Origin of the sequence: Paenibacillus dendritiformis, assembly GCF_021654795.1 — a bacterium.
GTDB lineage: Bacteria > Bacillota > Bacilli > Paenibacillales > Paenibacillaceae > Paenibacillus_B.
Window position 1 is genome coordinate 5403605 of record NZ_AP025344.1, and the last position, 13146, is coordinate 5416750.

The window sequence follows — 13146 nt, forward strand, 5'->3', positions numbered from 1 at the left end:
TCATAATAAGGGTGGCTTCTAATTTATACTACGACGACGAAGAGGAGACATCTATGAGTTCGGAAAAGGAAAAGATGATCCGGGGCGAGCTGTACCGTGCCGGAGATGAAGAATTGGTGCGCGACCGCGAGCGTGCCAGACGATTGACCCGTCTGTACAATCAGACCGTGGAAACGGATTATAAGGAGCGGACAACCCTGCTGCATTCGCTCTTCGGGAGCTTGGGGGAAGGGGCCTATATCGAGCCGTCGTTCAAATGCGACTACGGCTACAACATTCATGTCGGAAGACGATTCTACGCCAATTTCGACTGTGTGATGCTCGATGTCTGCGAGATTCGCATCGGCGACGACTGCTTCCTGGCGCCTGGCGTTCACATTTATACCGCAACCCACCCGCTGGATCCGGTAGAGCGCAGCTCCGGGGCAGAGTTCGGGAAGCCGGTCACATTCGGCGATCGGGTCTGGATTGGCGGCCGGGCCGTCATCAATCCGGGCGTCACGATCGGCAACAATGTCGTGGTCGCGTCGGGAGCCGTCGTCACGAAGGATGTGCCCGACAATGTCGTCGTCGGCGGGAATCCGGCCCGCATCATCAAGACGATCGACGTCCAATAGCACAGCCGGACCACGATTCAGCAACCAGAACAGCCGGATGCGGGCCTTGGGGCTTCGCATCCGGCTAGCGCCGTTCGGATGACACGCGATGATGACCCCCGTCTCCGAAGAGCTATGCCTTCATGCCGGTCATCACGTAATATTGTTCAGAAGGAAAAGAGACGCTGATCTCCTTGAAGCCGAGCTGCAGCATCGCATGAAGGAGATCATCGGACCATATCCGATGAGCGGGCGGCGGGCCTTCCTTCGGCTTCTTCACGTCCCACTCGGCGATCAGCACCCGGCCGCCCGGCTTCAGAATGCGGTGGATCTCCTTCAAGCCCTGCTCCGGCGGCTCCACCTCATGCAGCACGAGCGAGGCGATGACATGATCGGCCGCCCCATCCGGCACCGGCATGCGTTCGATCTCCCCAAGCTGGCTCTGAATATGGCCCAGCCCGGCCTCCCGGGCCCGCTTTTGCAGTTCCTCCAGCATTTGCGGCTCGGCATCCAGCGCAATCACCTTGCCCCGGGTCAGCTTCGCCGCAGGCAGGGTAAAGTATCCCGTGCCTGCGCCGATATCGATGACCGTGTCTCCATCCTCGATGTTCAATAATGCGACTAGGCGCTCAGGGGGGAGCGATTGACGGCGTTCCGGACTGTCCAGCTTCGCCATATTCTCCGGGTTGAAGCGACGTTCTGACATTTCTTCTCCTCCTTGACAATCAACCTGATGCGCGGAGTCTCCCCAAGGAAGCCCGCTGCAATTCACACCTGCATTCATATTAACCAAGAAGCGCAAAACCAACAACAGAGAGAAGTCCCGAATATGACCGGACCTTCCGCATTATAAATCGGCTTCGAGAGCGCTCTGCATCATGCCCAGCAGGACGGATACCGGCTGGGTGCCAACCTTGCGCGCGAACTCCCTGCCCTCCTTGAACACGACGAAGGATGGAATGCCTTGAAGCTGGTAACGGACGGCGGCGACGAAGTTCACATCCGCATTGCACGCGGCGATGCTTGCCCGTCCTTCGGCTTCGGCGGCCAGCTGCTCCATGACGGGAGCCATGGCTTGACAGGGCTTGCACCACGGGGCCCAAAATTCAACCAGCACAAGCGGATACTTCCGTATATGCTCTTCAAATGTGGCATCGGTTAGTTCCACAACCGGCATAAGAACACCTCCTCCCCACTATTATATACCCCTCCCGGTATTAATTCATGCGTTGGCCCAGATTGATATCGAGAAGAATCAGAGAGTTCTCATTCTCTTGCAAAAACCGCTCGCATTCCTCCGCGCTCGTCACAAAGGCGGTTCGCACCTCGAACATATTCAAATACTCGCAGGTGGTTTCCGCAAGAATACACTCGTCATTCATCTACAATTAAACAATCGTAGTTCATCTCTGTTCTCCATGGCATCCTCAGAATTGGAACCGGTTCGTCCCTTCCATAAGATACCACATGCAGAGCCGGCGTCATCCTTTTTTATAATGGACAACGCTCTGCTGCGCCCCGAACGCTGCCGCTTCGAATTGACCGTACGGCTGTGATATTATGGGTACAAGACCTTAGCGAAAAAGGAAGGGTGTGACGAGGCATGCAATACCGCAGATTGGGACGGACCGATCTGAAAGTGTCGGTTATCGGCATCGGGACATGGCAGTTCGGCGGGGAATGGGGCCACGATTATACGCAGCAGGAGGCGGATCGTATTTTACATCGGGCGAAGCAGCTCGGCATCAACCTGATCGATACCGCCGAATGCTACGGCGACCATCTGTCGGAAGCCTTCATCGGCGATTTCCTGCGGCGGGACAAGCGGGAGGACTGGGTCGTCGCGACGAAGTTCGGGCATCAATTCCACTCCCATCTGAACCGCACGGACCGGTACGGGGCGGATGAGGTGCGCGGGCAGCTGGAAGCGTCGCTGCGGGCATTGAAGACGGATTATATCGATCTGTATCAATTCCATTCGGGCAATGATCAAGCATTCGACAATGATGACCTGTGGACAATGCTCGACAAGCAGGTGCAGGCAGGGACGATCCGGCATATCGGCCTGTCGCTGAACAAGAGCAACAGCATGCACCAGACGGCTTCGGCGACGCAAGTCGGAGCGGGCGCGATTCAGCTCGTCTACAATCGGCTCGATCGCGGGCCCGAGGAAGAAGTGTTCCCTGCTTGCCTTGAGCAGGATCTCGGCGTGCTGGCGCGGGTTCCTCTCGCGAGCGGATTCCTGAGCGGCAAGTACAAGCCGGGAACCGAGTTCGCCGCCAATGATGTGCGCCATCGCCATGGCCGCGAAGAGCTCGACGAGCGGCTGAAGCAGGTGGAAGAGATTCAGAGGAACGAAGTGCCCGCCGGCATGGACATGGCCGAGTGGGCCCTGTCCTGGTGTCTCCGCCATCCGGCAGTCACCTGTGTCATCCCCGGTTGCAAGAATGAGGAGCAGGTGGAGAGGAACGCCCGGGCGGCGCGGCATGCGGCGGACGATCATCCGCAGATCTGGGCGGATCATTAACGGACAAGACGGCGGCGCCGTCTGCGACAGCATCGGCATCCGGCATGACAAGCGATATGTCTTGTTATACGGAGTTGTCCGCACTCAAGAACCCGTGATAGTCTTATCGGTAAGGAGCCTGTTGAACCGGCTCCGCGGGAGAAGATACGCCGGCAGAAGCGAAGGAAGGTGTAAGGAATGGCGGAACAGCAAAATGAGCCAAAGAAAATCAATCTGGCGGATGCGATGAGAGAAATGCTGGCCAAGAAGAAGCAGCAGCAAGCGAGTCAAAAAGGCGGCTTTTCCGGCTCATCGGCAGCCAAGGTGTTAAAAAGCCAGAATACGAAGAAGCCGAATAACCAGCGGCGCCGCACGGGTGGATCCTAGCAGCGTTCCGCAATGGATCAAGGGGATGCGCAGGCCGCATCCCCTTGATCGCGTTGAGCGGCGGCTCCAGCCTTCAGCAGGCAGGCCGGAACGCTTGACGCGTGCCGAGGCTGCTACGCCCGCTACGCCCCATCCTCGAACGAGACGAGCAGCGAATGGTGGCAGGCCGTCTGCAGATCGCGCCACGCCCGGTTCAATGGGGCGCTCTTCATGACCGAGGCCATCCCCATGTACGGGAAGACCGCTTGGGCGCATTCGAGCGCGGCCCGGGCCGCATGCCGGCAGGACGCGGTCACCCGCGCCTGCTCATCTTTATCCAGCGTACCGCCTTCGGCAACCCGCCCCCAGGACGACTCCAGTTCGCTGTAGAACGGCTCGACAGCGGCAGCCAGCTTCAAGCGCTGCGCCGCGAGCAGCCGTTCGACCAAGGCGGCCCGTTCGGAGGCCGACCAGGCGGCGCGCCGGGCTGCCAGCATCTCCTCCGCTTCGTCGAGGAAGCGGCGCCCCAGCCCGATAGCGACGCCGGCGAACGAGGCCTGCGCGAACGGAAGGAACGGATAATCGTAGATCGGATCCCGGTCCTCCGTCTGCCGCTCCGTCAGCAGGAAGGTCATGTCCTCCGGCACGAATTGCTTCCGCACGGATATCGTATGGCTGTCCGTCGCCTGCAGGCCGAAGGCATCCCAATCCTCCTCGATCGCCACCTGATCCGGCAGAAAAGCGAACGCGCGCATCTCTGGCTCCGCAGCGGCGCCGTTATGCCCGATCAACGCATTCGCCGTGAACAGGCTCGCATGCTTCGAGCCGCTGCAATATTGCCATTGACCGGTGACGATATACCCTCCCTCGACGCGGCGGGCCGTTCCCGTCGGCATGCCCGAGCCGGCCACGACCGCCTCCGGCGGCGCGAACAACCGCTCCGCGGACGCGGGCGGCAAGAACGGAACGAAGAAGCCGCCCCCGGAACCGATGGTGATTGTCCAGCCTACATTCCCGTCGACCCAGGAAGCTTCTTCGAAGAGGCGAACCGCCTCCGGCAGCGGCGTCATGCTCCCTCCCAGACGCTTCGGCACGAATAGCTTGAACCAGCCCTTATTGAACAGCAGATCGAGGACGCCCGGCGCCAGGCTTCCGGACCGCTCCATGTCCGCCGACCTCTCGCGGATATAAGCAATTTCTTCTGAGTTGAAAAACATCGGCATCCCTCCTGCTTCTCCGGTCTTGATGGTTTGGATTCCGGGGCGGGAACCGCTCCGCTCCCGCCCTGCTCTTTCCAATATAACATGGAACCCCGGCAGAGGACAGGCGCAGCGTACCGGGACGGGGAGAGCGCTTCCGCCTTCGATTTGCGCCATTGCTTTGGCCGCCTCCATTCTTTATCATAAGAAGCAAGTGAACCGAGACAGCTCCTTGACGCGAATCGCGCAAGCAAGCAGCGGAACCGGATCTGACCATTCCCGAGCAGAAACGGAGGGCAAGACTATGATTCGTACGGTGTTGTTTGATTTCGACGGCACATTGGCGGATACATTGCCATTGTCTTTGCATGCATTTCGGCAGGTCTTCCAGACCTATGACAAGCGAACGCTGACAGACCATGACATCATGTCCATGTTCGGTCCGACGGAAGAGGGCATATTGGCGGCCAATCTCCGTCACAAGGGCTTCCTTCCGCAAGCGATCGAAGCGTACTATGAGCATTACCGCCGCTGGCACCCGAGCCGGGCCCGCTCCTCGGAGCCGGTCATGAACCTGCTGCGCGAGCTGAAGTCGCGGGGCTTGTCCATCGGCGTCCTGACCGGCAAGAGCCGGCGCTCTTACGAGATATCGGTCCGGCAGCTTGGACTGGACCCGTATATCGACGCTGCGGTGACCGGCGATGACGTGCGGCAGCCGAAGCCCCATCCGGAAGGCATCCATCAGCTTCTGCAGACGATCGGCCTGGCTCCGAATGAGATCGTATGGGTCGGCGACAGCGAGGCCGATATCGCCGCTGGCCGCCGAGCCGGCGTCCCGACGTTCGCGGCCCAATGGTTCGGCACGGTGCAGACGCGGCAATTCGAGACTCAGCCGAACGGAATATTGGGGCATCCCCGGGAGTTGCTGGACGTCATCGGCCGTCAGGGAGGCGATTCATCCGCCGATCGCCGCTGGCTCGACTGGACGCTGCGCATTCAAGCGATCGCTCAGACCGGCCTCGCTTACGGCCAGGATATCTATGACCGGGAGCGGTACGAAGAGCTGCGCGACATCAGCGTCGCCATGATGGCCGAGCAGTCCGGCGAGGAGAAGCGGACGGTGGAGCTGGCCTTCGCCCGGGACAGCGGCTATGCCACCCCGAAGGTCGACATTCGCGGCGTCGTCTTCCAACACAATAGGATCCTGCTGGTCAAGGAGAAATCGGACGGATGCTGGGCGCTGCCGGGCGGTTGGGCCGATGTGGGCCTCTCGCCGGCCGAAGTCGCCGTGAAGGAGATTAAGGAGGAATCGGGCTATGACGCGGAAGCGGTCCGTCTGCTGGCCGTGCTTGATAAGCGGCTGCACCGCCATCCTCCCGAGCCGCATCATGTCTACAAAATTTTCATTCAATGCCGGCTGTCTGGCGGCGCGGCGCGCGGCGGGGTCGAGACGGAAGACGCCCGCTTTTTCCCCGAAGACGATCTTCCCGCTCTATCCGTACAGCGCAATACGGCAGCGCAGCTTCACATGCTGTTCCAATTCAATCGCATGCCGGAGCAGCCCGCATTATTCGATTGATTCCTCCAATATGCCGATGCGACTAGAATGTGTGCGCACAGACCCGGCATCATCACGAGATCTTCAACAACTGCAGAATGGAGTGGCAGCAATGGCTCAACTTTATTACCGCTACGGGGCGATGAACAGCGGCAAATCGATCGAAGCGCTCAAGGTGGCCCACAATTATGAGGAGCAGAACAAGCCGGTGCTTATCTTCACCTCGGCAGTGGACGACCGGGACGGCGTCGGGTATGTGTCGTCCCGCATCGGCTTGAAGCGCCCGGCCCGGCTTGTCCATGCCGATACGAATATATTCCGGGAGGTCTCCCTGCACGGCGGACCTGTCTCCTGCGTGCTCGTCGACGAAGTCCAGTTCCTCACCAAGGAGCAGGTCCTCCAGTTGGCCCGCATCGTCGACGAGCTGGATATTCCGGTCATGGGCTTCGGACTCAAGAATGACTTCCGCAATGAGCTGTTCGAGGGCAGCCGTTATATGCTGCTGTATGCGGATAAAATCGAGGAAATGAAAACGATCTGCTGGTTCTGCGAACGGAAGGCAACCATGAATCTTCGCATCGGCGACGACGGCAAGCCCGTCTACTCCGGCGAACAGATCCAGATTGGCGGCAATGAACGGTATTACCCGGTATGCCGCCGTTGTTACTTCCATCCTCCTTTGTAACGACTTATTCCAGGATGGGGTCCACACTTGCCAAAAAACCCAGCACCTGAACGGTGCTGGGTTGGGAGGTGGATTCTATTCGTCGGCGATTTTTTCGAGGATAGGCGCAACCGCAATCGGCGGGAGTGACATCGTCATCGCTTTATAATATACCTTTACTTTGTCTCCTGCCGCATAGGTTTCGTTTTTCGGAGAAGGAACTAATAATATCTTGCCTTGATTCACAAGATCCCACCACTCCCCTTGCAGCGCTTCTTCTTTTGTAGGCGCATTGGCAATCGTCATATACGTGTCACCGATCGAAATGACATATCCGGTGAAAGTCGCTAGTTCCAGGTCATCAATAACTGCGCCAGAGATTCTCGTCGATGCGGATTCATCCGCATGCGCAAAAGGAGGCGTTACTCCTGCCGTAAACCCTAAACCTAAGGAGAGAGCGAGCACCCCGGCAACTAACTTTTTCTTGGTAATCATATTTATGATCCTCCTTCTATATTTTGGTACAGGAATCTATTTCTATATAAAAGATTAATACCCTTTTGTTTTTCCGTTAATTAACAAATTTGTCACAAATCAATATTATTTAGCGTGCTTTCAGAGGCAAATTCGGCCATCGGGACCCTCCGCACGGGCGCTATGAGGGGGCCGGATTGAAAAACTATGTCGGGAGGACCAGACCATGAGACGATTGGATAAAATCATCTTTCTTTTTCCTGGGGCCACAGAGGCGGAAAAGGAATGGTGCGGTTATTTCTATGCCTTGCTGGAGCAAATCCCCGCCTTCCGCACAGAAAGGGCTCTGCGCCCGTCCTGTACGGATTCGGCTCTGCCTGCGATCGAGTTCCGGACGGGAGACTTGAAGCTCCCGATGCTCCTCTTGAACACCGACGAGAAGATTCAACTTCATTGCCGCCAGCATCCTCTCCTCGTCAGCTCGGCATCCGGGGACATCGGCGGCGCCCCAATGACAGGCGAAGCGGCGAACCCGCCGCACGACGACGCTCCTCATCAGCAAGCCGCGGCATATATGACGATATCCTGTCTGTTCCGCCAGCTTCAGGGCCGTCTGACAGGAATCGATCATGCCGGAGTGAATATCCCGGCTTCCGACTTAGACAAATCGGAATGGGATGCGGCCATGGCCAAAATAGGCAGCGTCAGCAATCTGTATCGGTATCCCGGAGAGGATTGGCCATTCATCATTCCGGCCAGCGATGCCGAATTTAGGACCGACATTACCGATTTTACGGTGAAAAGAACGCCGAAATTCGAATTCGTGTACGATGTCTATACGAATAAACCGCTACTTCAATTCGCGCTGGAGACGAAAATTTCGCGGCGGGAGATGGAGGAAATATTCCCGGAGCCGGCTGGATTTGCCATTCCGGGCTTGGAAAACATTTTCCGCTCCGTTATCGTTCAGAGCCCCTGGGACAGCGGCATGGGCATCCGGTTCGATTTGTACTACGAATCGGAAGCCGCCGGATTATCCGACTGGGAGAGCGGAGAGTGGCTGATCCGCCAGGGCGGAAGACTCCGAGCTTTAAATTCGATTGACTGATGCCGGTTATACGGGCCCTGACTGCTTCCATGCGAGCGGGGGGTCCGTTTTTTTATATGGCCATTTCGGGGCCGAAGAGTAATTCACTCCCTGAATGGACACAATTCTCTTTGTACGATCCGTTAGGAGGTGAGACGAGGATGAACGATTCCGGCAGCCCGAAAATGGAGCATGTGCGCAAGCAATTTCAGGATTGCATGGATTTCCAGGAACGCTCCTTCCCGAATTGTCATATCCATGTCTTCTATTTAGCGGGACTGGCCGGTCACGATGAGCTCGTCCGCGAGGTGATCGCTCCGTTCGACCGCGCTACCGATCAAGAAGCGTCGGATATGCTCTCCCGGCCGCAATATTCGATAGCCCGTACGTCCAAGGAGTGCGTTGATGGCATTTTGCAAGGAAAAGCGGCCTTGTTCCATCATACCCTTACGTATTTGATTGATATCGCCCACCCTGTCGGCCGAAGCGTGGAGCAATCGGAGACCGAGACGGTCATCTCCGGGCCGCATGACGGATTCGTGGAGAATATGAAAGAGAATATCGCTGTCGTGCGCCAGCGGGTGCGCAGCTCTCACCTCAAAGCAATCCGCCTGGCCGTGGGCGAAATCTCGAAAACGGATATCGTTCTTATGTATATCGAAGATATTGTCCATCCCGAGCATGTCGAGAAATTGAAGAAGCGGATACAGGAAATGGAGATTGACGCCGTATTTGAGGCTCATATGCTCGTTCAGATGATCGATGAAAATCCGAACTCCATTTTCCCGCAGTTCATGACGACCGAACGAACCGATTCCGCCGTCTCGAAGCTCGTCGCCGGCCGTATCGTCGGCTTCGTCGACGGAAGTCCCACCGCTTTTATCAGTCCGACATCGTTCTTTGAATTTTTCTCGTCTCCCGATGATTATTATCAGCGCTGGCATATCGGTTCCGCCTTGCGGCTGCTTCGCCTGGTCGGCTTTATTATCACGATCGGCTTTACGGCCTTCTATGTATCGGTCACGACCTATCATTATGAAATGATCCCGCATACGATGCTCCTGAACTTGACCGAATCCAGGAGCAAGGTGCCTTTTCCCCCGTTAATCGAAGCGCTGCTGATGGAGACGACCATCGAGCTGCTCCGGGAAGCAGGCGTCCGGCTTCCGACGAAGATCGGCCAGACCATCGGGATCGTGGGCGGGATCGTCATTGGACAGGCTGCCGTACAGGCCGGGTTCACGAGCAATATTTTGATTATCGCTGTTGCCACCTCAGCTATTGCATCCTTCGCGATTCCAAGCTATATCATGAGCGCTTCCATCCGGCTCATTCGCTTTGCGTTTATCATTTTGGCCGGAATCTGGGGCAACTTCGGCATTATGGTCGGTCTCGGGCTGGTTATCATCCATCTGGCCGGAGTAACGAATCTCGGCACATCGTATCTTACGCCCGTCGCCCCGATGAACCGGCTCGACTGGCTCGATACGTTCATCCGCGGCCCATTGGCGAAGCTTATCTTCAGGCCCTCTATCGCCCGTACGGTTAACGATGTGAAGAACAAGATGAAGCGGTGATGAAATGCGGGAAAAACTGAATTGGTTCCACATTGCCATCTTAATTTACGCCATCGAGTTGGATGTCCTGCTGTTCGTCCTGCCGCGCATCTCGGCGGAAAATCTCGGCACGAACGGCTGGATCGGGCTGCTCCTCTTGTCTGGAGCGGCCCTGGTCAACATTTTCATGATCTCGCTCGTCTTCCGTCTCGGGAAAGGGGCGTCGGTCTTCGATATTATGGAAGCATCGTTCCCTCGCTCCCTGCTCTATCCGTTCTATCTCGTTCTGGCCGGCTTCTGGCTGTTCATCGGCAGCCTTGTCGGCAAAAACTATATTTTGATTTACCAGATGATCTCGTTCCCTACGACCGATCCGATGATGCTGTTTCTGTTGTTCTGCTTCATGCTGTACTTTTTGCTCACCAAAGGGATTTACGGCATTAGCAAGGCGACCACCATGATCTTTTTCCTGACGGCGTGGATGCCGCTTCTCAATTTCTATTTCTTCGACGAATGGAAGGCGGTCCGGATGACCCCCTATATTTTTCAGGGTGCGGTGGCTTCCGAGGGGGCGCTCCATAACTGGGCCGAGCTGTTTACGGTCTTTGTCGGCTACGAGCTGTGCCTGCTGCTGTTCCCTTTTGTCGAGAAGGACGGTAAATGGCTGCGGGGCGTCTACCTCGGCCACCTGTTCGCCACCGCCGTCTACTTGCTCGTCTTGGTTACCGCCTACGGATTCTTCAGCTTGAAGCAGCTGCAGCTGCTCAAATATCCGATTATCAATCTGCTGGCTTATATCGAGCTGCCCTTTATTACTCGGATCGAAAATATTACGTTTACCATCTTCTTGTTCACGAACCTGGCTTCTGCCGTCATATTTTGTTTTGCGTCTGTGCAAGCGCTGCGCCGGGTCATTCCTCATGCCCGTCCCAAGCTGCTGGAGTTCATTGTCGTATGTCTCGCTTACGGCACCGCCTTTCTCCCGAATATCCTGCGCAAGTCGGAGCTGTGGCTGCGGAATGCTTATTTTATTGAAATCGGCCTCTCCTTCGCAGCGCCTGTCTTTTTGCTTCTGCTGCTGTGGAGGCAGCGGCACCGGAAAAGGAGGCTGCATTCATGAGACGATTGGCTGTGCTCATCTGCTTGCTGTCGATGTCGCTTACCGCCTGCCGGGATCAAAATATTTTGGAGCAGATCGGCTTCATCCGTTCAATCGCATTCGATAGCGCGGGGCAATCACCGGAAGGCGAACAACTGCTCGAGGTGACAATCAGCATTCCGAATTCGAACCAGCAGGAGAAGCTCACGCTATCCACCGTCGCCAGGACGGCGAAGGAAGCCCGCATGCGGTTCAACCGGCAGAACAACCGCAAGCTGGTCAACGGACAGATGCGGAATATTCTGTTCGGGCTGGAGGTCACCCGCAAAGGAACGTGGCGGCATCTGGATACGCTGCTGAGGGATCCGTCGGTCGGCAGTAAAATTCACGTCATCATCGTCGATGGCAAAGCAAAGGACCTTATCGCGGCGAGTTACCCCCATTATCCTTTAACAGGGGAATATATCGACAAGCTGCTGCATTCGGTCATCGAAAGCTCCATGATTCCCGAAGTGAGTATGTACAGCTTCATCCGGGATCTGTTCGATGACGGGATCGATCCGGTTGCGCCGGTAATGAAGGCGCATCCCGAAACGCTCGAAGTGGCGGGCATCGCGTTATTCCGGGGGGAACAGTATGTGGGGCAGATTCCCGCACCGAAGGGTCTCCTTCTGTCCATACTGCGAAGCAGCTCCCCGAACGGAGAGATGATGTTCCAACTGGAAGGGGAAGGAGGCAAAAAAGAGCATGTGATGCTTGGGTCGATGTCCAACAAGCGGACGGTTAGCGTCTCTCACCGGAACGGGCGCGATATCGAAGTCCGCGTCGATCTCGAAATCAGCGGATCCATATTGGAATACACCGGGAAATTGTCGTCCAGGCATTATGAGAACCAGCGGCGATTGGAGCAGATGATGACCGAGTATATCAAAAAAGAAGCCGAGGACATGATACGATCCGTGCAGGAGAAAAAAGTCGATCCGTTCGGATTCGGACAATATGTCCGCAACCGGATCGGATACAAAGCGTGGAAAGCACTCGATTGGCATGACGCCTTCCCGGATATCAAAGTAACCGTGAACCCCAAAGTCCGGATTAAAGAGTCCGGCAAAATGGAAATATAACGGAGCGGGGCGGGGCGAGCCTGTCCGATGCGCACAAAAGCCTCCTGCCCGGGAAAATGGCAGGAGGCTTCATTATGGCATCAACGGTTCGTTCCGTACGGCAGATGGGGGAAGTCCTCCATCGGAATCTCGCCGTCGGGCCCCAGATAGTAACGCCGGAGCGGCGCGAGAGAGTCATCCAGTTCATAGACAAGCGGCGTCCCGGTCGGGATATTGAGACTGACAATGCCGTCGGACGTCAGTTTGTCCAGGTACCGGACCAACGCCCGAATCGTATTGCCATGAGCAGACACGATAATCCGCTTGCCGCCCGAGATGGCGGGAGCGAGCGTCTCATTCCAATAGCTGAGCACCCGGGCTTCCGTATCGTCCAGATTTTCCGTCAGAGGGAATTCTCCTTCACGGAGATCCTTGTATTGAGGCGCGGACGCTTCATACCGCGGATCGCTCAGGTCCAGCGCAGGCGGCCTCACATCGACGGAACGGCGCCACAGCTGGACCTGTTCCTCACCGTACCGTTCGGCCGTCTCCGCCTTGTTCAGGCCCTGCAGCGCGCCGTAATGCCGTTCATTGAGCTTCCACGTCTTATGGACCGGAATCCACATGAGATCCATCTCATGCAGCACGATCCAGAGCGTCCGGATCGCCCGCTTCAGCACCGAAGCATGCCCTTCGTCGAAGGTGTAGCCATGCTTTTTCAAAATTTCTCCCGCCAGGCGCGCTTCCTTCAGGCCTTGCTCGGATAAGTCCACATCGGTCCACCCCGTGAAGCGGTTTTCCAAGTTCCATACGCTCTGGCCATGGCGCAGCAATACGAGTTTGTTCATCTCAATCCCTCCTGCCTTCATCCGGTTCCAGCCGGTATCTCTGATATATGGATGATTATAGCAAACTTCGGCGGCTATATCGAATACGGC

14 protein-coding genes are annotated in these 13146 nt (G+C 56.7%); 9 read left to right on the forward strand and 5 right to left on the reverse strand.

The window, feature by feature from the left end; translation table 11 throughout:
- Positions 1-53: 53 nt before the first annotated feature.
- Positions 54-617 carry a maltose O-acetyltransferase gene (gene maa, locus L6439_RS23980; protein WP_168178113.1) on the forward strand — a complete coding sequence of 188 codons (564 nt, stop codon included), beginning with the start codon at positions 54-56 and terminating at the stop codon, positions 615-617.
- A gap of 112 nt (positions 618-729) precedes the next feature.
- Here maa and L6439_RS23985 read toward each other — a convergent pair whose 3' ends face one another.
- Together L6439_RS23985 and L6439_RS23990 are read right to left on the reverse strand one after the other, a co-directional pair.
- A complete protein-coding gene (locus L6439_RS23985) occupies positions 730-1302 on the reverse strand; it encodes a class I SAM-dependent methyltransferase (protein ID WP_168178114.1) in 573 nt (190 codons plus the stop codon).
- Positions 1303-1443: 141 nt separating this feature from the next.
- A complete protein-coding gene (locus L6439_RS23990) occupies positions 1444-1773 on the reverse strand; it encodes a thioredoxin family protein (protein ID WP_213471172.1) in 330 nt (109 codons plus the stop codon).
- 426 nt (positions 1774-2199) lie between these two features.
- On the opposite strand from L6439_RS23990, the gene L6439_RS23995 reads away from it, so the two are divergent.
- Positions 2200-3123 (forward strand): aldo/keto reductase, encoded by a 924-nt coding sequence (locus tag L6439_RS23995; RefSeq protein WP_168178116.1) that lies wholly within the window; start codon positions 2200-2202, stop codon positions 3121-3123.
- A gap of 177 nt (positions 3124-3300) precedes the next feature.
- Positions 3301-3489 carry a hypothetical protein gene (locus L6439_RS24000; protein ID WP_168178117.1) on the forward strand — a complete coding sequence of 63 codons (189 nt, stop codon included), beginning with the start codon at positions 3301-3303 and terminating at the stop codon, positions 3487-3489.
- Between the two features lie 122 nt (positions 3490-3611).
- Here L6439_RS24000 and L6439_RS24005 read toward each other — a convergent pair whose 3' ends face one another.
- A complete protein-coding gene (locus L6439_RS24005; RefSeq protein ID WP_168178118.1) occupies positions 3612-4685 on the reverse strand; it encodes an acyl-CoA dehydrogenase family protein in 1074 nt (357 codons plus the stop codon).
- Positions 4686-4971: 286 nt separating this feature from the next.
- Here L6439_RS24005 and L6439_RS29560 point away from each other — a divergent pair, with 286 nt between their 5' ends.
- Both L6439_RS29560 and L6439_RS24020 read left to right on the forward strand, forming a co-directional pair.
- Complete coding sequence (locus L6439_RS29560; protein WP_168178119.1) at positions 4972-6246, forward strand: NUDIX hydrolase N-terminal domain-containing protein; 1275 nt, start codon at positions 4972-4974, stop codon at positions 6244-6246.
- Positions 6247-6337: 91 nt separating this feature from the next.
- Complete coding sequence (locus L6439_RS24020; RefSeq protein ID WP_168178120.1) at positions 6338-6910, forward strand: thymidine kinase; 573 nt, start codon at positions 6338-6340, stop codon at positions 6908-6910.
- A 75-nt stretch (positions 6911-6985) separates the two neighbouring features.
- Here L6439_RS24020 and L6439_RS24025 read toward each other — a convergent pair whose 3' ends face one another.
- Positions 6986-7384: a DUF3221 domain-containing protein gene (locus tag L6439_RS24025; protein ID WP_168178121.1), complete on the reverse strand. Its 399-nt coding sequence runs from the start codon at positions 7382-7384 to the stop codon at positions 6986-6988.
- Between the two features lie 205 nt (positions 7385-7589).
- Here L6439_RS24025 and L6439_RS24030 point away from each other — a divergent pair, with 205 nt between their 5' ends.
- From L6439_RS24030 to L6439_RS24045, 4 genes are all read left to right on the forward strand, one after another.
- Positions 7590-8471 carry a hypothetical protein gene (locus L6439_RS24030; protein ID WP_168178122.1) on the forward strand — a complete coding sequence of 294 codons (882 nt, stop codon included), beginning with the start codon at positions 7590-7592 and terminating at the stop codon, positions 8469-8471.
- A gap of 140 nt (positions 8472-8611) precedes the next feature.
- Entirely contained in the window at positions 8612-10027 is a 1416-nt protein-coding gene (locus tag L6439_RS24035; RefSeq protein WP_213471171.1) for a spore germination protein, read from the forward strand.
- A gap of 4 nt (positions 10028-10031) precedes the next feature.
- Positions 10032-11126: a GerAB/ArcD/ProY family transporter gene (locus L6439_RS24040; protein WP_213471170.1), complete on the forward strand. Its 1095-nt coding sequence runs from the start codon at positions 10032-10034 to the stop codon at positions 11124-11126.
- Complete coding sequence (locus L6439_RS24045; protein ID WP_213471169.1) at positions 11123-12229, forward strand: Ger(x)C family spore germination protein; 1107 nt, start codon at positions 11123-11125, stop codon at positions 12227-12229. Before L6439_RS24040 ends, L6439_RS24045 begins: the two co-directional genes overlap by 4 nt.
- An 80-nt stretch (positions 12230-12309) precedes the next feature.
- Here L6439_RS24045 and gpmA read toward each other — a convergent pair whose 3' ends face one another.
- Positions 12310-13056, reverse strand: coding sequence for a 2,3-diphosphoglycerate-dependent phosphoglycerate mutase (gene gpmA, locus L6439_RS24050; protein ID WP_213471168.1), 747 nt, complete (start codon positions 13054-13056; stop codon positions 12310-12312).
- Positions 13057-13146: the final 90 nt, after the last annotated feature.

Bases quoted from the DNA above. Each gene is read 5' to 3' on its own strand.
- maa (WP_168178113.1), top strand. From the start codon at position 54: ATGAGTTCGGAAAAGGAAAAGATGATCCGGGGCGAGCTGTACCGTGCC.
- L6439_RS23985 (WP_168178114.1), bottom strand. From the start codon at position 1,302: ATGTCAGAACGTCGCTTCAACCCGGAGAATATGGCGAAGCTGGACAGT.
- L6439_RS23990 (WP_213471172.1), bottom strand. From the start codon at position 1,773: ATGCCGGTTGTGGAACTAACCGATGCCACATTTGAAGAGCATATACGG.
- L6439_RS23995 (WP_168178116.1), top strand. From the start codon at position 2,200: ATGCAATACCGCAGATTGGGACGGACCGATCTGAAAGTGTCGGTTATC.
- L6439_RS24000 (WP_168178117.1), top strand. From the start codon at position 3,301: ATGGCGGAACAGCAAAATGAGCCAAAGAAAATCAATCTGGCGGATGCG.
- L6439_RS24005 (WP_168178118.1), bottom strand. From the start codon at position 4,685: ATGTTTTTCAACTCAGAAGAAATTGCTTATATCCGCGAGAGGTCGGCG.
- L6439_RS29560 (WP_168178119.1), top strand. From the start codon at position 4,972: ATGATTCGTACGGTGTTGTTTGATTTCGACGGCACATTGGCGGATACA.
- L6439_RS24020 (WP_168178120.1), top strand. From the start codon at position 6,338: ATGGCTCAACTTTATTACCGCTACGGGGCGATGAACAGCGGCAAATCG.
- L6439_RS24025 (WP_168178121.1), bottom strand. From the start codon at position 7,384: ATGATTACCAAGAAAAAGTTAGTTGCCGGGGTGCTCGCTCTCTCCTTA.
- L6439_RS24030 (WP_168178122.1), top strand. From the start codon at position 7,590: ATGAGACGATTGGATAAAATCATCTTTCTTTTTCCTGGGGCCACAGAG.
- L6439_RS24035 (WP_213471171.1), top strand. From the start codon at position 8,612: ATGAACGATTCCGGCAGCCCGAAAATGGAGCATGTGCGCAAGCAATTT.
- L6439_RS24040 (WP_213471170.1), top strand. From the start codon at position 10,032: ATGCGGGAAAAACTGAATTGGTTCCACATTGCCATCTTAATTTACGCC.
- L6439_RS24045 (WP_213471169.1), top strand. From the start codon at position 11,123: ATGAGACGATTGGCTGTGCTCATCTGCTTGCTGTCGATGTCGCTTACC.
- gpmA (WP_213471168.1), bottom strand. From the start codon at position 13,056: ATGAACAAACTCGTATTGCTGCGCCATGGCCAGAGCGTATGGAACTTG.